The 22,054-nt window shown below is 61.4% G+C and carries 20 protein-coding genes; 3 read left to right on the top strand and 17 right to left on the bottom strand.

Translation table 11 applies throughout. The features are described from left to right. Positions 1 to 66 precede the first annotated feature (66 nt). From IEV88_RS05440 to dusB, 5 genes are all read right to left on the bottom strand, one after another. Positions 67 to 1,479: a potassium transporter TrkG gene (locus IEV88_RS05440; protein WP_188160237.1), complete on the bottom strand. Its 1,413-nt coding sequence runs from the start codon at positions 1,477 to 1,479 to the stop codon at positions 67 to 69. A gap of 3 nt (positions 1,480 to 1,482) precedes the next feature. After that, complete coding sequence (gene trkA / locus IEV88_RS05445) at positions 1,483 to 2,856, bottom strand: Trk system potassium transporter TrkA (RefSeq protein WP_188160238.1); 1,374 nt, start codon at positions 2,854 to 2,856, stop codon at positions 1,483 to 1,485. Positions 2,857 to 2,902: 46 nt separating this feature from the next. After that, complete coding sequence (gene ntrX, locus IEV88_RS05450; protein ID WP_188160239.1) at positions 2,903 to 4,297, bottom strand: nitrogen assimilation response regulator NtrX; 1,395 nt, start codon at positions 4,295 to 4,297, stop codon at positions 2,903 to 2,905. Then, the gene (locus IEV88_RS05455; RefSeq protein ID WP_188160240.1) at positions 4,297 to 6,606 is read right to left on the bottom strand and encodes a sensor histidine kinase NtrY-like; all 2,310 of its coding nucleotides are present in this window, start codon (positions 6,604 to 6,606) and stop codon (positions 4,297 to 4,299) included. The genes ntrX and IEV88_RS05455 overlap by 1 nt, the downstream gene beginning before the upstream one ends. Positions 6,607 to 6,727: 121 nt before the next feature. Continuing rightward, positions 6,728 to 7,765 (bottom strand): tRNA dihydrouridine synthase DusB, encoded by a 1,038-nt coding sequence (gene dusB, locus IEV88_RS05460; protein ID WP_188160241.1) that lies wholly within the window; start codon positions 7,763 to 7,765, stop codon positions 6,728 to 6,730. Between the two features lie 71 nt (positions 7,766 to 7,836). On the opposite strand from dusB, the gene IEV88_RS05465 reads away from it, so the two are divergent. Continuing rightward, positions 7,837 to 9,006, top strand: a complete 1,170-nt coding sequence (locus IEV88_RS05465) for a bifunctional 2-C-methyl-D-erythritol 4-phosphate cytidylyltransferase/2-C-methyl-D-erythritol 2,4-cyclodiphosphate synthase (protein ID WP_188160242.1) — start codon at positions 7,837 to 7,839, stop codon at positions 9,004 to 9,006. Next, positions 9,006 to 9,506 carry a CinA family protein gene (locus tag IEV88_RS05470; protein WP_188160243.1) on the top strand — a complete coding sequence of 167 codons (501 nt, stop codon included), beginning with the start codon at positions 9,006 to 9,008 and terminating at the stop codon, positions 9,504 to 9,506. The genes IEV88_RS05465 and IEV88_RS05470 overlap by 1 nt, the downstream gene beginning before the upstream one ends. On the opposite strand, the gene IEV88_RS05475 is transcribed toward IEV88_RS05470, so the two are convergent. From IEV88_RS05475 to IEV88_RS05485, 3 genes are all read right to left on the bottom strand, one after another. Beyond that, positions 9,471 to 9,941 carry a type II toxin-antitoxin system RatA family toxin gene (locus IEV88_RS05475; RefSeq protein ID WP_188160244.1) on the bottom strand — a complete coding sequence of 157 codons (471 nt, stop codon included), beginning with the start codon at positions 9,939 to 9,941 and terminating at the stop codon, positions 9,471 to 9,473. The genes IEV88_RS05470 and IEV88_RS05475 overlap by 36 nt on opposite strands. Before the next feature lie 10 nt (positions 9,942 to 9,951). Beyond that, positions 9,952 to 10,917 carry a lipoyl synthase gene (gene lipA, locus IEV88_RS05480; RefSeq protein WP_188160245.1) on the bottom strand — a complete coding sequence of 322 codons (966 nt, stop codon included), beginning with the start codon at positions 10,915 to 10,917 and terminating at the stop codon, positions 9,952 to 9,954. Positions 10,918 to 11,067: 150 nt separating this feature from the next. After that, positions 11,068 to 11,367 carry a hypothetical protein gene (locus tag IEV88_RS05485; protein WP_188160246.1) on the bottom strand — a complete coding sequence of 100 codons (300 nt, stop codon included), beginning with the start codon at positions 11,365 to 11,367 and terminating at the stop codon, positions 11,068 to 11,070. 94 nt (positions 11,368 to 11,461) lie between these two features. On the opposite strand from IEV88_RS05485, the gene IEV88_RS05490 reads away from it, so the two are divergent. Continuing rightward, positions 11,462 to 12,073, top strand: coding sequence for a class I SAM-dependent methyltransferase (locus IEV88_RS05490; RefSeq protein ID WP_188160247.1), 612 nt, complete (start codon positions 11,462 to 11,464; stop codon positions 12,071 to 12,073). A 10-nt stretch (positions 12,074 to 12,083) separates the two neighbouring features. On the opposite strand, the gene lpdA is transcribed toward IEV88_RS05490, so the two are convergent. The 9 genes from lpdA to IEV88_RS05535 all read right to left on the bottom strand — a co-directional run bounded on the left by lpdA (position 12,084) and on the right by IEV88_RS05535 (position 21,895). After that, positions 12,084 to 13,502, bottom strand: a complete 1,419-nt coding sequence (gene lpdA, locus IEV88_RS05495; protein ID WP_188160248.1) for a dihydrolipoyl dehydrogenase — start codon at positions 13,500 to 13,502, stop codon at positions 12,084 to 12,086. A gap of 77 nt (positions 13,503 to 13,579) precedes the next feature. Then, positions 13,580 to 14,977 (bottom strand): pyruvate dehydrogenase complex dihydrolipoamide acetyltransferase, encoded by a 1,398-nt coding sequence (locus IEV88_RS05500; RefSeq protein ID WP_188160249.1) that lies wholly within the window; start codon positions 14,975 to 14,977, stop codon positions 13,580 to 13,582. Positions 14,978 to 15,030: 53 nt separating this feature from the next. Continuing rightward, a complete protein-coding gene (locus IEV88_RS05505; protein ID WP_188160250.1) occupies positions 15,031 to 16,467 on the bottom strand; it encodes a pyruvate dehydrogenase complex E1 component subunit beta in 1,437 nt (478 codons plus the stop codon). 195 nt (positions 16,468 to 16,662) lie between these two features. Beyond that, the gene (locus IEV88_RS05510) at positions 16,663 to 17,043 is read right to left on the bottom strand and encodes a hypothetical protein (protein WP_188160251.1); all 381 of its coding nucleotides are present in this window, start codon (positions 17,041 to 17,043) and stop codon (positions 16,663 to 16,665) included. A 100-nt stretch (positions 17,044 to 17,143) separates the two neighbouring features. Continuing rightward, entirely contained in the window at positions 17,144 to 17,989 is an 846-nt protein-coding gene (locus IEV88_RS05515; RefSeq protein WP_188160252.1) for an SDR family oxidoreductase, read from the bottom strand. Further along, positions 17,989 to 18,792 (bottom strand): SDR family oxidoreductase, encoded by an 804-nt coding sequence (locus IEV88_RS05520; protein ID WP_188160253.1) that lies wholly within the window; start codon positions 18,790 to 18,792, stop codon positions 17,989 to 17,991. The genes IEV88_RS05515 and IEV88_RS05520 overlap by 1 nt, the downstream gene beginning before the upstream one ends. 109 nt (positions 18,793 to 18,901) lie before the next feature. Continuing rightward, entirely contained in the window at positions 18,902 to 19,261 is a 360-nt protein-coding gene (locus IEV88_RS05525) for a response regulator (protein ID WP_188160254.1), read from the bottom strand. Further along, positions 19,261 to 20,259, bottom strand: coding sequence for a sensor histidine kinase (locus IEV88_RS05530; RefSeq protein WP_188160255.1), 999 nt, complete (start codon positions 20,257 to 20,259; stop codon positions 19,261 to 19,263). The genes IEV88_RS05525 and IEV88_RS05530 overlap by 1 nt, the downstream gene beginning before the upstream one ends. Before the next feature lie 175 nt (positions 20,260 to 20,434). Next, positions 20,435 to 21,895, bottom strand: coding sequence for an MFS transporter (locus tag IEV88_RS05535; RefSeq protein WP_206711357.1), 1,461 nt, complete (start codon positions 21,893 to 21,895; stop codon positions 20,435 to 20,437). Positions 21,896 to 22,054 lie beyond the last annotated feature (159 nt).

Raw genomic sequence — 22,054 nt, forward strand, 5'->3', positions numbered from 1 at the left:
GCACAAAATCAGTCTCGCCCAGACCGGTTTTGCTTTCAAGTGGTTTCGCGCCCCGCTCCCGAAAAATCATCCCCGCCAGAAGGCGCGGTTGAGAACGGACAGGGCAACGACCATCTCGATCCTGCCGACAATCATGCCGATTGCAAGCAGCACGCGCAACATCGGATCGAAGGTATTGTAATCGGTGATGCCGCCCGGCGCCGCTGCGATCATCGGTCCGGCATTGCTGATCACGGAGACGGCGGTGGTCACGCTCAGCTCCAGCGGCGTCCCGTAAATGGTGATGACCAGTACGAGCACGCTGAGGATCATGGTGAAGGCAACGAAATGCACCCAGACGCCAAGCTCGTTCACCGCCCGCGCCTTGCCCAGCACACCGCTTGGATGGATCAGCTTCCAGATTTCCTCTCCCGCCCGCTCGAAGGTGACGAGCCAGCGCACCAGCTTGATCCCGCCGGCGGCTGAGATCGAGGCACCGCCGATGATCGCGGTGACCAGTACCGGCGTCAGCGCCGGATGATCGCCGGTCAGGATGCCATTGGTCGACAGGAGCGAGGCCGCATTGAGCAGCTGGTCGGTGATCCCGGTAATGCCGGTCCCGGCCGAGAGGGCAAAGATGAACGTGATGGCGACCACCAGCGCCAGAAAAACAGGCGTTTCCCGGTCATCGCGAAACCTCAGCGACGTGTCATAGGGCGCCAGCACCCGCGCCACCGAAATGAAACTGACCCCGCCGAGGATCATCGCGACCAGCCCGGCGACGGGTACAAACGCACCATAGGCTGCAAATCCGTCTGTCTCCGGCACGAACCCGCCGGAAGCGGTGAAGGACAGCGCCATGATCACCGCCGAGCTTGGCGGCGCCCCGGACACCACGAACAGGACGAAGATCACGAGCGCGATCAGCGAATAGATCGGCAGGAAGACCGATACCGCCTTGCGGAAGGCCCGCAGAAAGGATTCCTGCTCGCCGCGGGCAAAAGGCGTGTTGACGACATCGATACCGATGAATTGCGGCCGGATGAACACCGCCGCCGCAGATGAAATCGAGACGAGCCCGCCGAGCCATTGCAGTTCCGCGCGCCACAGCATCCGGGCATAGTCGGCCCGCGCCGTCTCCTGCGACAGCCATGCGCCGGTAGTCGTGACAGCGGACACGGCTTCGAACCACGCATCGCCCAGGGAAAAGCCGGACAGAAGGAAGGGTAATCCGCCGAGGAACGGGATCAGACCCCACCAGATAATTAGGAACAGGGTGATCTCGCGGATGCCAGCCTTTGAATGGCTGGTCTCGACCCGGTTGCGGCTGATCAGCATCAACCCGCCGCCAATCGTGCCGCACATGATCAGCGACAGGGCGAAGACCGACAGGCCGGCGTAGTCGCCGCTCGCGATGCAACTGAGGGCCGGGATCACCATCGCCACGGCCAGCACCGCGATCGCGGCGCCGATCCACCAAAGAAGCGCGAGCGCATTCATGTCCTAGAAGTATTCCAGGCTGACGCGGAACATCTGTTCGACGTCCTTGACGTGATCGCGCAGCGCCAGAAGCACTACGCGGTCGCCTGCATTGATGCTGGTGTCGGCATTGGGCAGGATGACCTCGTCATCGCGCATGATCGCCCCGATGACGACACCGGAGGGCAGCGCCACCGTACGCAGCGGTTCGCCGACGAGGCTCGACGTTTCCAGTGCAATTGCGTCGATCAGCTCGGCCTGGCCATCGAGCAGGGAGAAGACGCCCTTGATCCGCCCGCGCCTGACATGCTGGAGGATCGTCGATACCGTCGTTGCCCGCGGATCGATATAGCGGTCGACACCGACCGACTGCGCGAGCGGCCCGTAATCGGGCTCGTTGATCAGCACCATGGCGCGGCGGGTCCCTTCCCGCTTGGCAACGAGCGCGCTCAAGATATTGACCTGGTCGGAGTTCGTCAGGGAGACCACTGTTTCGGCGTCTTCAGCCCCCGCCTCTCTGAGGATTTCCGAGTCGAGGCCATTGCCGTTGAGCACGACCGTGCGTTCCAGTTTCTCCGCAACCACGGCGGCCCTCTCGGGATCGCTCTCGATCAGGCGTATTTTCATCGAGCCGAGCCTCTCCAGTGACCGGGCCACGTGGTAGCCGATATTGCCGCCGCCGATGATGATGACGCGGCGGGCCTGCGCCGCGCTCTGGCCGAGAATCTGGAGTGCCCGGTCGACCTTGGTGCGGTCGGCAACGAAATAGATATCATCGCCTTCCTGTAGCTGATCGTCCGCATGCGGTCTGAATATCTTCGTCTTTCGCTTGACCCCGACAATCGTGATCCTGAGGTCGGGAAACAATTCGGCGACCTGGCGCAGCGGGGTATTGAGGATCGGGCATTCCGGCGCGAGGCGCACGCCCAGGGCCCAGATGCGCCCATCGGCAAAGGGCTTGATCTCGAACGCGCCCGGTGTCGACAAGCGTTGCAGAACGGCCTCGGCGACTTCCTCCTCCGGCGAAATGATCACATCGATCGGAATATTGGTCCGTGAGAACATGTCGGCATATTTGGGATCGAGATAGCTCTGCGACCGGATCCGCGCGATCTTCGTCGGCACGTCGAACAGCGTATGGGCGATCTGGCAGGCGACGATATTGACTTCGTCGGAATGGGTCACGGCGATCAGCATGTCCGCTTCCTTGGCACCGGCCTCGACCAGCGTGTCTGGATAGGACCCGTTGCCGACGACGCCGCGCACATCGAGACGCTCCGTGACGCCGCGCACAAGTTCCTTGTTCTGATCGATGATCGTGACGTTGAACTTTTCCCGCGCCAGTCGTGTCGCGATCCCGTAGCCGACACGGCCTGCTCCGCAAACGATGACTCTCATAAACCAGTCCTGTTCCTGTGAAGTGTTTCTCGCAGCGTTGGCATGGCTATTGCGCCGGCGTGTCGGGGCGAACATGGGGTGTAATCCCCAGCGCCTTCAGCTTCCTGTGTAGCGCAGAACGCTCCATGCAGATGAAGCTCGCCGTGCGGGAGATATTGCCCCCGAACCGGTTGATCTGTGCCAGCAGGTATTCGCGCTCGAACTTCTCCCGCGCTTCGCGCAGCGGTAGGGCGATGATCTGTTGCAGGTTATCGCTTGTCGGCAGGCTCGGCCCGGAATTGACGATATCGAGCGGCAGCTTGTCGACGGTGATCTCCGCTTCGCCGCCCCGGCCCATCAGGATCAGCGTCTGCTCGATCACGTTGCGCAGCTGGCGGACGTTGCCCGGCCAGTGATATGCCTGCAGAGCGGCAAGTGCTTCCTGTGACAGCGTACGCTTCTGGATACCGCCCTGGCGCGAGATGGCACTGATGAAATACTCCGCCAGCTGCTGAATATCCTCTCGCCGCGCTGCCAGCGATGGTGCCGTGATCGAGACCACGTTCAGACGATGATAGAGATCGGAGCGGAACTTGCCATTCTCGGCCTCGGCGAGCAGGTCCTTGGCTGTCGTCGTGACGATGCGCACGTCAACCTCGACCGGCGAATGGCCGCCGACACGGGTAAAGCGCTGATCGACAAGGACACGCAAGACCTTGCCCTGCGTTTCCAGCGGCATATCGCCGATCTCGTCGAACAGCAGCGTCCCGCCATGGGCCTCTTCCATCAAGCCGACCTTGGCCGGCTTGCCGTCGCTGCCTTCGATACCGAAAAGCTCCTCTTCCATTTTTTCAGGAGAGATGGAGGCTGAGCCTGCGACCACAAACGGCAGGTCGGCACGGTTCGACTGGGCATGGATGGTCCGTGCAATGATTTCCTTACCGGACCCGTCAGGCCCGCAGATCAGCACGCGAGAGCGGGAATCGGCAATCCGTTCGATCAATGACCGCAACTGCGTCATCAGGGTCGATTTGCCGATCAGGCCGAGTTCACTCGTGCGGCTGCGCAGATGCGTGTTCTCCCGGCGCAGACGTGCTGTCTCGAGGGCGCGCTGCACGGTCAGCAGCAGCTTGTCGGAATTGAAGGGCTTCTCGATGAAGTCATACGCGCCGCGTTTGATTGCCGCGACCGCCGTTTCGATATTGCCGTGGCCCGAGATAATCAGGATGGGCAGGCTCGGATGCAGCTTCTTCAGCTCCTCGAGGATTTCCAGCCCGTCGAGGCGAGAGCCCTGCAGCCAGATATCGAGAATGACCAGCGCGGGCACACGGCTTGTCAGTGCACGGAAGACGGAATCGCTATCGCCCGCCGTCCGTGGCGAATACCCCTCATCCTCCAGAATTCCCGAGATTAACTCGCGAATGTCCTGTTCATCATCGACCACCAAAACGTCTATTGCCATTAAACCTGCTCCTGAACCTGTTCAGTATCTTCCGGGTCGCTACCCATATCGTGTGCGGTATCGTCAGTCTTCTCGCTGCCGTCGGGCGTCTCGCGGGGCAGCGTCATCGTCATGCGGGCCCCGGTCTCGCCAAGGCTCGTATCATTCTCGAAGGTCAGCGTGCCACCATGTTCCTCGATGACTTTGCGGACGATGGCAAGGCCAAGACCGGTCCCCTTCTTGCGCGTCGTCATATAGGGCTCCGTCAGGCGGTGGCTGACCTGCTGCGGCAGGCCGACGCCATTGTCGACCACGCTGATCGTCACAAATCTCGCCTCCCGTGCAACAGATATCCGGATGTGGCCATGGGATGGATCAACGCCTTTCTGCTGGCGCTCCTCGATCGCCTCGACGGCATTCTTGACAAGGTTCGTACACGCCTGAACAAGCAACCGTCCGTCGCAATAGGCCGTGACCGCACTCTTGGGGAAGGACGTCTCGAAATCGATGTCGCCATGGGCGACCTGGAACGGGAAGACGGCATTGCGCACGATTTCCTTGATATTCTCCTTTGACATCACCGGTTCCGGCATACGGGCAAAGGACGAGAACTCATTCACCATCCGGCCAATATCGCCGACATGGCGAATGATCGTCTCCGTACAGCGCTCGAACACTTCGGGGCTGGACGTAATCTCGTCACGATATTTGCGACGCAAGCGCTCGGCCGAAAGCTGGATCGGCGTCAGCGGATTCTTGATCTCATGCGCGATCCGCCGCGCGACATCGCCCCACGCGGCATTCCGCTGGGCCGAGATCAGCTCGGTGATATCATCGAAAGTGATGACGTATGTCAGCGTCTCACCGGAGGATGTGTTCCCGATGCGGACGTTCAGGATACGCGTCTGCGAACCGCGCGCGATCTCGACCTGCCCGCTGACCTCATCACCGCCCTCTTCGGCTTCCATGAACAGCTTGGCCAGCTCGGTCGAGACATCCTTCAACTGCATGCCCTTGATCTTGCCGGAGCTGACCTGAAGCAGTTCCGTCGCCGTGCGATTGGCAATCGTCAGGCGCCCTTCAGCTGATACGCCGAGCACCCCGGCGGACACGCCAGAGAGGACCGCCTCGGTAAACTGGCGCCTGTCATCGGACTGGCGGTTGGCCTCGATCAGGTCATCGCGTTGCGTCTGCAATTGCAGCGACATCCGGTTGAAGGTTGCCGCGAAATCACCGAGTTCGCCATCGCCTTTCCGGATATCGACCTGCTGACCGAGATCGCCCTGGGAAATCTTTTCCGCCGCTGTGCCGAGGCGGCCGATCGGCGAGACGATCGCCGTTGCCACCATCATGCCGCTCCACACCGCGCCAAGCAGAATGATTAGCGCCAACAGCGCGTAACCGATGCCAAACATCTCTCTCAGGTCACTGAGCCGCGACTTGAAGGAGGCCGTGCTGTCACGGAACTCGCGTACTTTCAGCAGCTCATTGGTCATGATCGGGCTCTCGCCGAGATAGGCGATGAGATAACCGCCATCATAGGCGCGGATCTTCAGCGTGCCGCGATAGAGATCGAGCTTGTCCGGGTTCTGCGGCACGAAATTGAACCGGCCGGAAACATCGTTCGCCACATCGACCTGCTGGAAAGTCTGCGCATCCGGCAACCGGTAGTCGACGCCCGGCACCGTTTCGACGCGGGCGATGATCTGCTTGTTGCCGTCAACCAGATAGATCGCCGCCCAGTCGCGCAAGATCGCCTGACCGTAAAGATATTGCCGAAACCCGATAGGATTGACCTCGATCCCCCGCCCGCTTTGCTCCAGAATCGTCAGGTCGACCGCGACCCGCGCCATTTCATTACCCATCTTGTCGGCGACCGAACCGAAATAGCTGTTCGCGACCCCGCGGGCCGTATCCGCCGCATAGTCGATCCTGTCGACGAAGAACTCGTCCGAGACGGTCGACAGGATGAACGCCGAGAACATGAAGGCGATGATCGTCGGCAGGATCGCGACCGTCGACAGAAGCGCGACGAGACGCAGGTGAAGCCGCGAGCCCGCCTTTGCGGTCCGCCGGTCGCGCCAAACCCCATACAGCCTGCCGAACACTCGCAGCGACAGCAGCCCGACCAGAACGACGCAGGCGGCGAACATGACCGCCAGCATGGTTGGCAGGCCTTCGATCAGGGTCGTAAACGAGATCATGGTGATCAGGAAAATGACCAGCGCCGCCCCGATCAGGCCGATCGTGACCCAGTTGGTCGGGAAAATCTGCGTCAACCGGCGCAGGTCCGTCCGTAATTCCTGCAGTAAATTGCGCCTGTCGGCCATCGGCTGAAAACTCTTTCTTCCTGCCGGGTCAAAGCAATGAGCGTGACAAAGTAACTAAGGGATGCTGCGCCCAATGTTGTAAAAAATCAACAATAATGTGACCGAAAAAGCGCAGTTCGGGTCAGGCCGCAAGGGGTCCGAGCCGAGAAATATCGTCAAGGAACAGTTGCTCGAGCTTTTCCGCAACTTCCACGGGATCGTGCGAACTGCACAGGCTTGCCCGGAAGTGGCGGCGTTGGCCAGGCTCCAGCGGCCGGGCGAGCCGGTCGACATACGCAGCGACATGCTTGCGCGCCATGCGGACACCGAGCCGCTGGCCCATTTCCGCCCCGCCGCCATGGCCATCGGTATACAATTCGACAGTTGCCCGATAGTGACGCAGGGCGATGGCCGCCTGCCACTCAAGTGACGGCGCCCGCCCCTCGCCGCCGGCAAGGGCATCGGCGATCATACCCGGCAGCCAGGGCTGGCCTTCGGCCGCCCGGCCGATCATCACGCCACCGGCGCCGGACGCCTTGAGAGCCGCGCGCGCATCGGCCAGCGACCGGATATCGCCATTGACGATCACCGGCAGGCTGACCGCCTCGACCGTTGCGCGGACGGCATCCCAGTCGGCCTCGCCCTTGTAGAACTGGCAGCGCGTGCGGCCATGCACGGTGATCAGTTTGACCCCAGCGGCCTCGGCCCGCGCGGCGATCTCCGGCGCGTTCAGGCTGTCATGGTCCCAGCCAAGGCGCATCTTCAGGGTCACCGGCACGGAAACCGCCTTGACCGTCGCCGCGATCAGCTCCAGCGCATGGTCGGCATTGCGCATCAGGGCAGAGCCTGACAGCGCACCGGTCACCTGCCGCGCCGGGCAGCCCATATTGATGTCGATGACATCGGCGCCGAGGCCCTCCGCGATGCGGGCACCCTCGGCCATCCATTCCGCCTCGCGGCCGGCAAGCTGGATCACGCTGGGGTGGATCGCCTTATCGCCAGCGGTGCGCAGGACGACGTCGGGCCGAGCCCGGACAAGTTCCTCGCTCGCGACCATTTCGGAGACGACGAGCCCGGCCCCGCATTCCCACGCGGCCTGCCGGAATGGCAGGTCGGAGACGCCCGACATGGGCGCGAGAAAGACATTGTTCCGCGTGGTGACGGGGCCGATTGAGATCATTGGCCGTTTTTATCGCGCGAGGCACAAATCGCAAGGATGATTTTGGCGTCGAAGCGGTCTAGAGAATGGTCATGAAAACAGCCGCCATCATCGTTGCCGCCGGCAAGGGCGTTCGCGCCGGGTCACCGACGCCGAAACAATACCAGTCGATTGCGGGCCGACCGGTCCTCGCCTGGTCACTCGAGCGATTTCTGGCGCGGGACGATATCGACACGGTTCTTTGTGTCATCGCCGATGGCGCTGGCGCCTTGTACGACGCCGCCACCATTGGCTTTGCAAGCGCCAGATTGCGATCACCCTGCACCGGCGGCGCGGCCCGGCAGGCATCGGTTCACAACGGCCTGAAGACGCTCGCCGGTCAGGGTTTCACCCATGTGCTGGTCCATGATGCCGCGCGTCCGGGCATCGACGACGACACGCTCGACAGGCTGATGGCGGCGCTGGATACTGTGGACGGGGCTCTCGCCGCCCTGCCCGTGAGCGACACGCTGAAAGCCGGCGGCGATGCAGACGTGATCGCCAGAACCGTCGACCGAACTGGCCTCTGGGCCGCGCAGACGCCGCAGGCTTTTGCCTTTGACCGCCTGCTCGCAGCGCATGAGAAATTTGCCGAAAGAGAGGTTACCGACGACGCCGCCCTTGCCGAACTGGCCGGGATCGCCGTGAAACTCGTCCCCGGCTCGCTACGCAACATGAAGATTACGCGGCCGGAGGATTTCGCCATCGTGGAACGACTGCTCATGGAAACCACTTATGAATTCCGTACTGGCCACGGCTATGACGTGCACGCCTTCGAGCCGGGCGACCATGTCATCCTGTGCGGCGTCAAAATTCCGCATACGGCAAAGCTGAAAGGCCATTCCGATGCGGACGCCGGCATGCATGCGCTGACCGATGCCCTGTTCGGGGCTATTGGCCTCGGCGATATCGGCGACCATTTCCCGCCTTCCGACCCGCAATGGAAAGGCGCCGCATCGCAAGTGTTCCTGAAAAAGGCCGTCAACGAAGTCGTTGCCCGCGGCGGGAGCATCACCCATTGCGACATCACGCTGATCTGCGAAAAGCCGAAAATCGGCCCGCATCGTGACGCGATGCGTATGGCCCTTGCGAGGATAATGGGACTCGCGCCGGACAGGATCTCGGTCAAGGCGACGACAACGGAACGGCTCGGTTTCACTGGCCGCGAGGAAGGCCTCGCCGCCATGGCTACGGCGACCGTCCGCCTGCCGGAGAGATTGTAATGGCGACAACGAAAGCCATCCGGCTTGCTGAAAAAGTGATTGCGTCTGCAAGCGCCAGAGGCATTCATCTTGCTACGGCAGAATCGTGCACCGGCGGCCTGATCGCCGGCTGCCTGACAGATATCGCCGGGTCATCGGCGGTCGTTGAAGGCGGGATCATGACGTACTCGAACGAAGCAAAACAGATGCTGCTCGGCGTATCCCCGGCGACGCTCTGCGCGCACGGCGCGGTCAGCGCGCAAACGGCGCGGGAAATGGCGGCCGGCGCTCTCACCGCCTTTCAGGGCCGCGCCCGGCTTTCGGTTTCGGTAACGGGCGTAGCAGGTCCGGGCGGCGGCACGGACGAAAAGCCTGTCGGCCTCGTCTGGTTCGGCGTCGCGGCGCCCGATCGCGTTACGGTCGAGAAACGTATCTTCCCGAAAGGCTCTCGCCATTTTGTCAGGGAACGGACGGTTGAGACGGCCCTAGACCTCTTGCTTCAGGCTCTTGCCCGGATATAGTTCCGCCGCGCGGCTGATGAAGGCGTCGGACATGTATTTGAACGCCTTGTCGAATACCTGCATCGCCGCGGTCTGCAGCAGAATGTTCTTGAACTCGAACTCGATCCTGAAATCGACGATACAGCCGCCATTTTCTTGCGGCTCGAAATGCCAGATATTCACAAGCTTCCTGAACGGTCCTTCGATATAGTCGACCGTGATGGAATGGTTCTCACGGTCAAGATTGACCTTCGACCGGAACCGTTCACGGAATATCTTGTACCGGACGATCATGTCGGCGATCAGCTCGCCCTGCCCGTTTTCGGCGTTATCACTGCGCAGGCGGATGCCTTCGCACCACGGGATGAACTCCGGATAGTCCTCGACGTCAGCGACCAGGTCGAACATCTGGTCAGGGCTATAGGGAACCTTGCGTCTGTCGTGATGGCTCGGCATATCGGCGGACCTATTGCTTCGCCTGACGCGCGGCGCGCAGTTTCGCGAAATCGGCATCGGCGTGATAGGACGAACGTGTCAGTGGCGTTGCCGACACCATCAGGAAGCCCTTGGCGCGCGCAATGCTCTCATAGGACTTGAACTCCTGCGGCGTGACGAACCGGTCGACGGCGGCGTGCTTGCGCGTCGGCTGCAAATACTGGCCGATGGTAATGAAATCGATCCCGGCGGAACGCATGTCGTCCATCACCTGCATCACCTCGTCGCGGCTCTCGCCGAGGCCGACCATGATGCCTGACTTGGTGAATTGCTGCGGGTCGCGCTCCTTGACCTTTTCCAGCAGGCGCAGCGAATGGAAATACCGCGAGCCCGGACGAACGGCGCGATACAGCCGCGGCACGGTTTCGAGATTGTGGTTGAACACGTCCGGTTGCGCATCGATCACGCGCTCCGCCGCGCCCGGTTTGCGCAGGAAGTCCGGCGTCAGGATCTCGATCGTCGTGCCCGGTGCCCGTGCACGGATCGCCCTGATCACCCTCTCAAAATGCTCCGCCCCGCCATCGGCTAGGTCATCTCGGTCGACCGACGTGATGACGACGTGGTTGAGCCCCATTTCCTCGACTGCGAGCGCGACATTCTCCGGCTCTTTCTCGTCAAGCGCCGCTGGCATGCCGGTGCGGATATTGCAGAACGCGCAGGCGCGGGTGCAGGTATCGCCCATGATCATCATGGTCGCGTGCTTCTTCTCCCAGCACTCGCCGATATTCGGACAGGCCGCCTCTTCGCACACCGTGACAAGGCCCTTGGAGCGCACGATCTCGCGCGTCTCCTTGAACCCTTGCGATACAGGCGCCTTCACCCGGATCCAGTCCGGCTTGCGCAGCACCGGTGCATCGGGGTTCTTCTGCTTCTCCGGGTGGCGCAGCTTCGGCTTCTCAGGAGCGCCGGGCACCGTCATGTCGATCAATGTAACCATGAACGGGATTTAGCAATGCTTGCAGGGTTTTAACAGCCCCCCGGGACCGAATATCGCGCTACACCCATTCGTGATCGGCGCGGCAAAACCACATGAAAAAGGGCCGGTTGAACCACCGGCCCTCCTCAAAACCATAAAATTCGGGAAGGCTTACGCCGGCGTGCCTTCGAAATCGGCATTGCCAAAAGCGCCGAGGGCGACCTTGCCATTGAGGTTGTCGCCGGCCTTCTCACCGGTGAAGTTGAGGGTCAGCGGCATCGGCTTGGTCACGTCGACCTGCCACTTGGCGGTCTCGCCTTCGACCGTTCCATTCTTGACTTGGGCCGTGTCGCCCTGGGCAGACATGGTGCCGGTCAGTTCGCTGCCGTCTTGATTGAGAACGAGCGTGCCTTCCTGCTTGCCCATGGGCGTATTGATGATGACATTCCACGTGCCATTGAAATCAGCCATGTTTTTCCTCCAGATGAAATAATGCTGTTATCCAGATAGATAGGCAGCATTGGCGGCCATGTCTACGCATGGCTGCAGTTATGGCTGGAGGGAAATGACCGGAAATCACGACGATCACACACGCAATGTCTATGAGCGCCACGCCGCGGGGTTTGACAGGTCGCGCAGCAAAACCCTGTTCGAGAAACCCTGGCTCGACCGGCTATGCGCCATCATCCCGGCTCGCGGCAGCATTCTCGATATCGGCTGCGGCACCGGACGGCCCATAGCGGGCTATCTCGTCGGCAAGGGATATGACGTTACCGGGATCGACTATGCCCGGCCGATGCTGGATATAGCAGCGGCCCGATTTCCCTCCGCTGCCTGGGTCCATGCCGACATGCGCGATTTCGACCTCCAGAGGACGTTCGACGCCGTTATCGCCTGGCACAGCTTTTTCCACCTGTCGCCGGAAGAGCAGCGCCGATGCCTGCCTGTCCTCGCCCGCCATGTCACCGCCAGCGGTGCGCTGATGATCACCATCGGCCCGGATACAGAGGCCGAAGCGACGGGCACTATCGAAGGCGAGCCAGTCTATCATGCCAGCCTGCCGGAAGCAGACTATCGGCAACTACTCACCAGCAGCGACATGGAAATCGTCTCGCTCGACCGCGACCGGGACGATTGTGGCGGGGCGACCATCCTGATCGCGCGAAAGGCGGGCTGATCGAAACAGATCAGGTGTGGATCACCTTGCCGTAGGCGTCGAGCACGCTCTCATGCATCATTTCCGAAAGGGTCGGGTGCGGGAAGATGGTATGGAACAAGTCCTCTTCCGTCGCCTCCAGCGTCTTGGCGATGCCGAAGCCCTGGATCAGCTCGGTCACCTCGGCGCCGATCATATGCGCGCCGAGCAGCTCGCCGGTTTTCTCGTCGAACACGGTCTTGACGAGGCCTTCCGGCTCGCCCAGCGCCACGGCCTTGCCATTACCCTGGAACGGGAAGCGGCCGACCTTGACCTTGTAGCCTTTTTCCTTGGCCTCGGCCTCGGTCAGACCGATAGAGGCGATCTGCGGCTGGCAATAGGTACAGCCCGGAATCATATCCACATCAAGGGGATGGACGTCCTTCTTGCCGGCGATCTTCTCCACGCAGATGACGCCTTCATGGGACGCCTTATGCGCGAGCCAGGGCGCGCCGACGACATCGCCGATGGCGTAGACACCCTTCACGCCGGTCTCCAGCCACTCGTTCACCACGATATGGCCGCGTTCGACCTTTACGCCGATCTCCTCGAGCCCGAGATTCTCCGTATTGCCGGTAATGCCGATAGCGAGCACGACGCGCTCAACCTCGATCTCCTGGGTCTTGCCGTCCTTGCCCTTGATCGTCGCCTTGACGCTGTCCTTGCCCTTGTCGAGTTTCTCGACGGAGGCGGAGGTGATGATGTTCATCCCCTGCTTCTTGAAGGCTTTGAGGGCAAAGTCGGAGATTTCCTTGTCTTCGGCCGGAAGGATACGGTCGACCATCTCGACCACGGTCACCTCGGCACCCATGGCATTGTAGAACGATGCGAACTCGATGCCGATCGCGCCGGAGCCGATGACCAGCATGGATTTCGGCATCATGTCGGGCACCATCGCCTCTTTCGAGGCCCAGATGAATTTGCCATCCGGTTCCAGCCCGGCCGCCGGGATCGTGCGGGCCCTGGCACCGGTAGCAATGATGACATGCTTGGCGGTGATTTTCTCCTCGCCCTTGTCGGTCTTGACCACGACCGACGGCGTCGCGCCGTTGCCGCCTTTCAGCCTGGCCTCGCCCATGATCGTCTCGACCTTGTTCTTCTTCATCAGAAAGCCGATACCTTTTTCCATCCGGCCCGCGACCCCGCGCGAGCGTTTGACGATGGCGTCGATGTCGAAGGAAATCTTTTCCGCCTTCAGGCCGAATTCCTCGGCATGTTTCATAGTCGTGTAGACCTCGGAGGTCCGCAGCAGCGCCTTGGTCGGGATACAACCCCAGTTGAGACACACGCCGCCGAGCTTGTCGCGTTCGATGATCGCGGTCTTCATGCCCAGCTGGGCCGCGCGGATCGCAGCGACATAGCCACCCGGCCCTGACCCGATGACGACGAGATCGAATGATTTATCGGCCATAATTCTTCACCTTTGTCCGGCTCTAGCTGTTCAGGTTTGCCCGCGCGAGGTCGCGCAGGTCCGGGAGGGGTCGCTTCCTACAGAAGCATGGAGGTCGGCTCTTCGATCATCTTCTTGAAGACCGAGAGGTATTCCGCACCGACCGCGCCATCGACCACGCGGTGGTCGCATGTCAGGGTCACGGTCATCTGGTTGGCGATAATGATCTGGCCCTTGCGCACGACCGCCCGCTCTTCCGCCGCGCCGACCGACATGATCGCACCGTGCGGCTGCGACACGATGGACGAGAACGATTTGATGCCGAACATGCCAAGATTGGAGACGGCAAAGGTGCCGCCCATATATTCCTCGGGCTTCAGCTTCTTCTGGCGGGCACGGCCTGCAAGGTCGCGCACCTCGGCGGAAATCTGAAGCAGGCCCTTGGTTTCCGCCTTCCAGATGATCGGCGTGATCAGGCCACCATCGATCGCGACGGCGACGCCGACATCGGCATGCTTGTGCCGCAGGATCGCGTCGTCGGTATAGGTCGCGTTGGCGGCCGGCACCTTCTTCAGCGCCATGGCGGAGGCCTTGATCACGAAATCGTTGACGGAGACCTTGTAGAAGCCCTCCTCGCCTTTTGGCGGCGACATCGCGTTGATGCGCTCGCGGGCTTCCAGCAGCGTGTCGAGATCGATGTCGATATTCAGCGGGAAATGCGGGACCTCGCCGTTGAAGCTCTGCGACAGGCGCTTGGCGATGGTCTTGCGCATGCCGTCATTCTTGATCGCCTCATAACTGTCCGCCGGATAAAGGCGTTCGTCGATCCCGGCTGCCGGCGGCTGATAGGGTGCGCCGGAGGATTTGGACGCAGCAGCAGCCGCTCCGGCCTTGCCGGTGCCGTCCTTCATCGCCTGTTCGATGTCGCGCTTGACGATCCGGCCATGGGGTCCGGTGCCTTTCAGCGCCGTCAGCTCGATACCTTCATTCCTGGCCATGCGCTTGGCCAGCGGCGAAGCGTGGATGCGGCCGTTCGGTTTCGGCGCGTCCTTGCCGGAATCCTGTGAGGGGCCGGAATCCTGTGAGGGTTTTGCCGGCGCGGTGGACGGCGTCGCAGCGCTCGCTTCTTCCTTCAAGGGCTCGGGCTTGGAGCCATCCTCTTTCTTGTCGGCCTGTTTCGTATCGGTCTTGTCGCCGCCGCCGGACGCAGCGCCGTTCTTCATCGCCGCCTCGTCGATATCGTCGACGCTTTCGCCTTCTTCCAGCAGAATGGCAATGGTCTCATTGACCTTCACGCCTTCTGATCCCTCGGCAATCAGGATCTTGCCGATCGTGCCTTCGTCGACAGCTTCGACTTCCATCGTCGCCTTGTCAGTCTCGATCTCGGCAATCACGTCACCGGAAGAGACCGTGTCCCCTTCCTTGACCAGCCATTTGGCAAGCGTGCCCTCTTCCATCGTGGGCGACAAGGCGGGCATTAGAATGGGAACCGGCATTGATTTGTGCTCCGTTATTGTTTTGAGGAAAACCGTCTAAAGGACTGATATTCCTACTTATCCAGATACATTACTTTCTTGACGGCGGTAACGACCTTGTCGGCGTTCGGCAAGCTCAGCGCCTCCAGATTGGCCGCGTAAGGCAGCGGCGCATCTTCCTGGGTCACGCGGGCGGGCGGCGCATCGAGATAGTCGAAGGCTTCCTGCACGACACGCCAGGCGACCTCGGCCCCGACACCCATCGGTGCCCAGGCCTCCTCGACAGTGACGAGACGGTTGGTCTTCTTCACCGATTTGACGACCGTGTGGTGGTCGAGCGGGCGCAGTGTACGCAGGTCGATGACTTCAGCGGAGATGCCCTCCTCGGCCAGCATGTCAGCGGCGGCAAGCGCGAACATCACGCCGCGCGAATGGGAGGAAATGGTGACATCCGTGCCCTCGCGCACGACCTTCGCCTTGCCGATCGGCAAAATGAAGTCTTCCATGTCCGGCACGTCGCCCTTGTCGCCATACAGCAGCTCGTGCTCGAGGAAGACGACCGGATTCGGGTCGCGAATCGCGGCCTTCAGCAGGCCCTTGGCATCAGAAGCCGAATACGGCGCGATGACGATCAGGCCCGGCACGCTGGCATACCATGGCGAGTAATCCTGGGAGTGCTGGGCGGCAACGCGGGCAGCGGCAGCATTCGGGCCGCGGAACACGATCGGGCAGCCCATCTGGCCGCCTGACATATAGCGCGTCTTCGCGGCGGAGTTGATGATGTGGTCGATCGCCTGCATGGCGAAGTTCCAGGTCATGAACTCGACGATCGGCTTCAGCCCGGCAAAGGCGGCACCGACGCCGAGACCGGCAAAGCCATATTCGGTGATCGGGGTGTCGACGACGCGGCGCTCGCCGAATTCCTGCAGCAATTCGCGGGTCACCTTGTAGGCGCCCTGATATTCGGCGACTTCCTCGCCCATGACGAAGACGTTTTCGTCGCGGCGCATCTCTTCGGCCATAGCATCCCGCAGCGCGTCACGCACGACCGTCTCGATCATCTTCGTGCCTTCGGGGATCTCGATGTCGTCACCGGACGTGAAATCAGGACGGGCCGGCACATCGCCTGCTTCTGCAGGCTCTGCCGCTGCATCGTCGCCCTCGTCTTCATCGCTCGCGTCTTCATCGTCGGCGCCGGTTTTGCTTTCCTGCTTGGCAGGGGCCGCGCCGCCGCCGAGGGCGTCCATGTCGATATCGTCAGCGCTTTCGCCTTCCTCGAGAATCACCGCGATTGGCTGATTCACCTTGACGTTCTCGGTGCCTTCCTGAACGAGGATCTTGCCGATTGTGCCTTCGTCGACCGCCTCGACTTCCATCGTCGCCTTGTCGGTTTCGATCTCGGCGACGATATCGCCTGAGGAGACCGTGTCCCCTTCCTTGACCAGCCATTTGGCGAGTGTCCCTTCCTCCATTGTCGGAGAGAGGGCGGGCATCAGAAGCGGTATGGGCATATCGGCTCTTTCTGTTCTATCGCGCTGCGAATGGCGTTTTCACCGGTAACGAAAAGGGCTTCCGTTTTACGGAAGCCCTGATACCAGTTTGGTGAATTTGTGCAAGCGGAACGCAGCGGCGAAAAGCCAAATACGGGCCAAAACTTATGTTGCAGTGCGAAGGGCTAGGCCCCTGTTATTGCGACTCTTTTCACATTATTCCCCGTCAGCCCAGCCGTTCAGGCTGTCGCGCATCTCGGCGAGGTTGAGGCGGATGAGCTCCGACTCGTTTTCGTAGGCGGAGCGGATGACCTCAGTCTGAATTCTGATATCGGATTCAGCTTCACGCCGGATACAGGTCTGGTAGGTATTCACCTGCGCAACAAGCGCATTGTAATCGTCGATCGCCTTGAGATAGCTGTCACGATCATAGATCGGCGCATTGGATATCTGCGGGCGCTGGCACTCAATGAATTCATAGGTCACGCTCGGCGTCACCTGCTGACCGGCAAGGATGCCGGCGCTGACCTGGGCCTGGCCCAGCATGTACATGGACGCGCCGACGAACACGACCAGCGCGATATAGACTTTCTTCATCGGACTTCTCCCGAAACTTTCACCACAACCCCTGCAGCGCCTATGCTCTGCATCGATTATGCCATATCAGCAAGCAAGCGCCCATAAAAAGCTGAAAAACCTAGGAAATTCCCGTGATGCGTGCAGTGACGGCATCGACGAGTGGTGCCGGGAGAAAATTCCGCGCGGCGATCAGCCAGAGCGCCTTTCGCGGGGCGCTATAGCGGGTCCGCGGGCTCTTGTCCGTCAGCGCCCGCTCGACTTCGACAGCGACGCAATGGGGCGGCGGCGCGGCCTTGTGGCCCTTGTCATGGTGCCATCTGGAGAATTTAATCAATGAGTCGCGATAGGGCTCGCCCTCTTGCATGTACGGCTCCAGCCCTGCCTGTTCCTGGTCGCCGAAGCCGGTATTCACGAATCCCGGCCTGATCACGCTTACCTTGATCCCGAACTGTTTCACCTCCCGGCGCAACGCATCGCTCAACCCTTCGACGGCGTGCTTGGAGGCGGCATAGACGCCCATGAAGGGCGGCGCCAACCGACCGGTTACCGAGGAAATGTTGACGACCCGTCCCTCACCCGCCGCGCGCATCTGCGGCAGCACCGCCCGGGTGACATTCATCATGCCGAAGACATTGGTATCGAACTGAGCCCGCCAGTCGGCATCGGGCACACGCTCGATCGGCCCGGTGACAGAGATCCCGGCATTGTTGACCACGGCATAAAGGCTTCCACCGTCAAGGTGACTGGCGATCTGCGTCATGGCCCCGGCGACCGAGCCCTCGTCGGTGACATCCATGGTCACCGGAATAATGCGCTCGCCACCCTCTCCTGTCAGATCCGCGAGGGTCGCCGCGGTACGTCCGACAGCAAACACGGTGAAGCCCTGCCCGGCCAGATGCAGGGCGATGGCCCTGCCGATGCCGCTGCCGGCACCGGTGACGAGGACGGCCCTGCAATCGGTCATTACAGTTTCAGCGAACCGGAGGCGTCGCCGAGCGACGTTCCGCCCTCGACCTCGAGGATCGTGCCGGTGACATAGGACGCCGCCGACGAACACAGCCACAGGGCCGCATCGGCGATATTGTCCTTTGAGCCGAAATCCTTCAACGCCAGCGCCGCCTTGTATTTCTCGGCCGCCTCAGGCGACCCGGCGAGCCGGCGCATGCCTTCAGTATCGGCAATCGGCCCCGGCGAGATCGCATTGACGCGAATACCGCTCGCGCCCCACTCCATGGCGAGACACTTCACCAGCATGTTGACGCCGGCCTTGGCCGCGCAGACATGGGATTGGTAGAGCCATGGATGGGTCGCCTGCGGCGCGGTAATCGCGATAAGGCTGGCACCGGGCTTCCGGACGTGGTGCACCGTTGCCCGGAAAATGTTGAACGACCCGAGCAGATCGATATCGACGACCGACTTGAAGGCATTGGCCGACATCTGCGCCGCGCCTGCCGGGAAATTGCCCGCCTGGCCGGCCAGCACCATGTCGATCTCGCCGAAGGTCTCGACGCAGGATTTCACCGCCGCCTCGACCGCGTCCCAGTTGCGCACATCGACCGCCGCGCCTGCTGCCTCTCCACCCAGGCCCTTCAGTTCCGCGACCGTGTCATCGACCTTGTCCTGCGACCGCGAGATGACGAAGACCTTGGCGCCTTCCATCGCGAACCGGACAGCGATCTGCCGGTTGATGCCGCTGGTCGCCCCGGACATGAAGCAGACTTTCCCGGCCATCATATTCTCTTTGTAGGTATCGTTGCGTTCGCTCATGCCATCTCCCTTGAGAGCAGTCTCCCGTTTCAGGCGGAAGTGTCGGGAGGAGCGCCGCCGCCGTCAACAAGCAAGGGCAGTCCGCAGGCGTGACCGCCACGGCGACAGCCTATTTCGGGCGCGACCGGGTCAACGCCTCGTTGATCGCTCGCCCGAGATTGGCCTCGGTATAGGGCTTGGGCAGGACGATCGCCTCATTATCGGCATGACCGTGACCTGTCGCGAAGATATAGGGGATCCCGTCCTGCGCGAGCTTCGCCGCAATGGCGTCACTGGTACCGTTCTTGAGATTCACATCGAGCACGGCACAATCGATCTCGGTGTCCTTCATCAGCGTCAGGGCTGCCTCGACGGTTGCCACCGAGCCGACCACCTTCGCCCCCAGCGTCGTGAGCATGTCCTCAGCCATCAGGGCGATGAGGTATTCATCTTCCACCAACAGGATTTTCTTTCCGTCCAGCGGTGCCATCAGCTGCTCTGCTGCAGCGCCGAGAGTGGTCCGGAAATCCGGCAGATCACACCGTCCGGTGCGTAGACGAGTTCGACATCGCCCTGCAAATCATTGGCCAGGGCCTTGCGTACCATGGTCGTTCCGAAGCCAGCGCGGTCCGGCTCACTGACGGATGGTCCGCCTTCCTCCTGCCAGACAATGTCATAGGCCTGATCGTCATCCCCGTTGACCGTCCAGGTGATCGACACCCGTCCGGTTTCAGTCGAAAGCGCGCCATATTTGAGCGCATTCGTCGCCAGTTCATGCAACGCCATGGACATCGACACCGCCTGTTCTGGGCCAAGAATGAGGTCATGATCTCCTTCGGCGGTGACCCGGTTCGTATCGACACCGGCACCCGCCATGGTCGAGGATATGACCTGGTCGAGTGAGGTGTATTCCCAATGGGTGTTGGTCAGCATGTCATGCGCCGAGGCGAGATTGCTCAACCTCGCCTCGAACCGTTCGCGTTCCTGCAAATGCTGTGAGCCACGAAAGCTCTGGCGCGCCATTACCTGCACCATGGCGAGCGTATTCTTGACCCGGTGATTGAGCTCCCGGATCAGGATTTCACGGTGATTTTCCGCCCTAACCTGGGCGGTGATGTCGCTGATAATATGCACAGCACCGGTGATCGAGTCGCCATCCATGATCGGGGCGAAGCGCAGCGCATAATAGCGCATTTCTGCCGCTGACGGGCCGAACTCCATCGTGGCTGTATAGGCGTCGCCGTCGAGAGCCCTCTGCCAGACGTCACGCGCCTTTTCGCGCTCCTCCGGCCATTGCGCCATGCCGGCAAGCAGATTGGTACCGGTCTCGATGTCGAGTTTCCAGAGGTGCGCATATTCCCTGCGATATGCCTCGTTGAAGAACGTAAAGCCAAAGTCAGTGTCGATCGCGGCGATCATATCTCCGCTGACATTCGCAATGCCGCGCAAGAGGACAGCACACATCTGCTCTTCGGCTGGATCTTTCATACATGCCCCTGTTGCGGCCAGCAAAACACTCAGACCTGACCGCATCTCGAACGCGAACACCTTGCGCGTGTAACGGTTCGTCACACTTTAAAGGGTTTTGGATTATATTTCCATATTCCGGCTTGGTGCGGCGTGCCGGAGGATGAAAAAGCCGCTCGCCGTACGGGCAATTTGCTTATCGCCGTCTGGCTATCTGGCTATGGATAGCTTCGAGCGTGAAGCCTCGTGTCTCGGTCCCGCTGCGCAGTAGCAGCAGAGCAAAGCCGATAAGCGGCACCGCGATCCATAAGGCCGAAAAGGCGATATTCTCGAAAAAGCCCACCACGCCGACCCCGGCGCCGAGAATGCCGCCCGCCTTGGAACTTGCTGCGACGATGCCCGCCCCGGTACCACGTAGATGCACGGGATAAATTTCCGCCGCATAAGGTATAAGCATGGCGATGACGCCGCTGGCGCTGATGAGCAGGCAGGCGGTGCCGGCGATAACGAAGCCCTGCGTCAGGCTCCCCGTCAGCCCGATCACGAAGAACAGGAAAAGGCTCGCGGCCGTGAGCCCCACGAACAGGACCAGCGTCCTGATACTGCTCCATGCGTGATAGAGCCAGGCAACCGCAACGATGCCCGGCAGGGCAAGCATGCCGGATTTGGCCAGCAGGCCGTTCGCGGCGGCGGCGTCCATGCCCATTTCGCGCAGATTGGTCGGCAGCCACAGGAGAAAGCCAAAATTCACCAGCCCCCAGGCAAGCCCTGAGCCGATCAAGCCAAGAGTGATCGCGCCATATCCGCCCGTCATCAATTGCCAGAAGCCGCCGCGGCTCTCCATCTCGGGCGGGAGTCCCGCATCGTCCGGGGAGTCGACGACCGCATTGTATCTGTCGAGCACGGCCCTCGCCTGGCGGCGCAGGCCGACACTGGCAAGAAAGCGCGGCGATTCGGGAATATAGCGGTTCAGGAGGATGATCATCAGGCCGGTCGGCAGGCCGAGCATCCACAAAATCCGCCAACTGAACATCGGCTCCAGCACGGCGGCGGCGCCGGAAGCCAGCAAATATCCGGCCGAGGTGCCGATACCGCCCAGCGCCACCAGCAGCCAGCCGCGATGGGCAGCCGGAACCATTTCCGCCATTAGGGTGAACGCGATGGGGAGCAATCCGCCTGCCGACAGACCCATCAGGAAACACATGATGAGGTTCCAGGTAAAGCTCGGCATGGCCCCGCATATCGCCGTGCCGATGAACATCAGCGCCGACAGCAGGATAGCCGAGCGCCGCCCCAGCAGGTCGGCGATGCGCCCCCAGATGATCGAGCCGAGCGCGGTGCCGGTCAGCGCGACCAGCGCCAGCGTGCCGGCGGCGTGCTGCGAAATCCTGTATTCGAGCGTCATGCCCGGCATCACGAAACCGAGCGTCGCCGGTTTCATCACATCCACGGCGACCGCGACGAAGAGCGCAAAGACAAGTGTCCAGTGCGCCCAGGTCAGGCCACCCCTGTCGGCCGCATGGAAGTGAAGGTCTACCTCATTATCCGCGCGCAACAGCGCCAACCGGGGCATCATTCCGTAAAACGCCATGATGAGCCCGACCGGAATCAAAGCCATGCCGACATGCATCGTCATACTCATTTCCATGCCGGCCATACGATAGCCCATGGAGGCGGAATGGACGAACATGGGAACATGGGCGATGACGCCCGAAGCGATCAAGATGCAGCCGGTCCAGAAAGCGACTGGATGGTGGAAAGTCAGGGTCTTCGGACTCATTCCCTGCCTGCCATCGACAGAAACCTTTGGGTCAAT

Origin of the sequence: Aquisalinus flavus (assembly GCF_014640095.1) — a bacterium.
Lineage (GTDB): Bacteria > Pseudomonadota > Alphaproteobacteria > Caulobacterales > Parvularculaceae > Aquisalinus > Aquisalinus flavus.

What these genes read in the sequence shown, in the direction of transcription:
- IEV88_RS05440 (WP_188160237.1), bottom strand. Translation starts at nt 1,479, where the DNA reads ATGAATGCGCTCGCGCTTCTTTGGTGGATCGGCGCCGCGATCGCGGTG.
- trkA (WP_188160238.1), bottom strand. Translation starts at nt 2,856, where the DNA reads ATGAGAGTCATCGTTTGCGGAGCAGGCCGTGTCGGCTACGGGATCGCG.
- ntrX (WP_188160239.1), bottom strand. Translation starts at nt 4,297, where the DNA reads ATGGCAATAGACGTTTTGGTGGTCGATGATGAACAGGACATTCGCGAG.
- IEV88_RS05455 (WP_188160240.1), bottom strand. Translation starts at nt 6,606, where the DNA reads ATGGCCGACAGGCGCAATTTACTGCAGGAATTACGGACGGACCTGCGC.
- dusB (WP_188160241.1), bottom strand. Translation starts at nt 7,765, where the DNA reads ATGATCTCAATCGGCCCCGTCACCACGCGGAACAATGTCTTTCTCGCG.
- IEV88_RS05465 (WP_188160242.1), top strand. Translation starts at nt 7,837, where the DNA reads ATGAAAACAGCCGCCATCATCGTTGCCGCCGGCAAGGGCGTTCGCGCC.
- IEV88_RS05470 (WP_188160243.1), top strand. Translation starts at nt 9,006, where the DNA reads ATGGCGACAACGAAAGCCATCCGGCTTGCTGAAAAAGTGATTGCGTCT.
- IEV88_RS05475 (WP_188160244.1), bottom strand. Translation starts at nt 9,941, where the DNA reads ATGCCGAGCCATCACGACAGACGCAAGGTTCCCTATAGCCCTGACCAG.
- lipA (WP_188160245.1), bottom strand. Translation starts at nt 10,917, where the DNA reads ATGGTTACATTGATCGACATGACGGTGCCCGGCGCTCCTGAGAAGCCG.
- IEV88_RS05485 (WP_188160246.1), bottom strand. Translation starts at nt 11,367, where the DNA reads ATGGCTGATTTCAATGGCACGTGGAATGTCATCATCAATACGCCCATG.
- IEV88_RS05490 (WP_188160247.1), top strand. Translation starts at nt 11,462, where the DNA reads ATGACCGGAAATCACGACGATCACACACGCAATGTCTATGAGCGCCAC.
- lpdA (WP_188160248.1), bottom strand. Translation starts at nt 13,502, where the DNA reads ATGGCCGATAAATCATTCGATCTCGTCGTCATCGGGTCAGGGCCGGGT.
- IEV88_RS05500 (WP_188160249.1), bottom strand. Translation starts at nt 14,977, where the DNA reads ATGCCGGTTCCCATTCTAATGCCCGCCTTGTCGCCCACGATGGAAGAG.
- IEV88_RS05505 (WP_188160250.1), bottom strand. Translation starts at nt 16,467, where the DNA reads ATGCCCATACCGCTTCTGATGCCCGCCCTCTCTCCGACAATGGAGGAA.
- IEV88_RS05510 (WP_188160251.1), bottom strand. Translation starts at nt 17,043, where the DNA reads ATGAAGAAAGTCTATATCGCGCTGGTCGTGTTCGTCGGCGCGTCCATG.
- IEV88_RS05515 (WP_188160252.1), bottom strand. Translation starts at nt 17,989, where the DNA reads ATGACCGATTGCAGGGCCGTCCTCGTCACCGGTGCCGGCAGCGGCATC.
- IEV88_RS05520 (WP_188160253.1), bottom strand. Translation starts at nt 18,792, where the DNA reads ATGAGCGAACGCAACGATACCTACAAAGAGAATATGATGGCCGGGAAA.
- IEV88_RS05525 (WP_188160254.1), bottom strand. Translation starts at nt 19,261, where the DNA reads ATGGCACCGCTGGACGGAAAGAAAATCCTGTTGGTGGAAGATGAATAC.
- IEV88_RS05530 (WP_188160255.1), bottom strand. Translation starts at nt 20,259, where the DNA reads ATGAAAGATCCAGCCGAAGAGCAGATGTGTGCTGTCCTCTTGCGCGGC.
- IEV88_RS05535 (WP_206711357.1), bottom strand. Translation starts at nt 21,895, where the DNA reads ATGGCCGGCATGGAAATGAGTATGACGATGCATGTCGGCATGGCTTTG.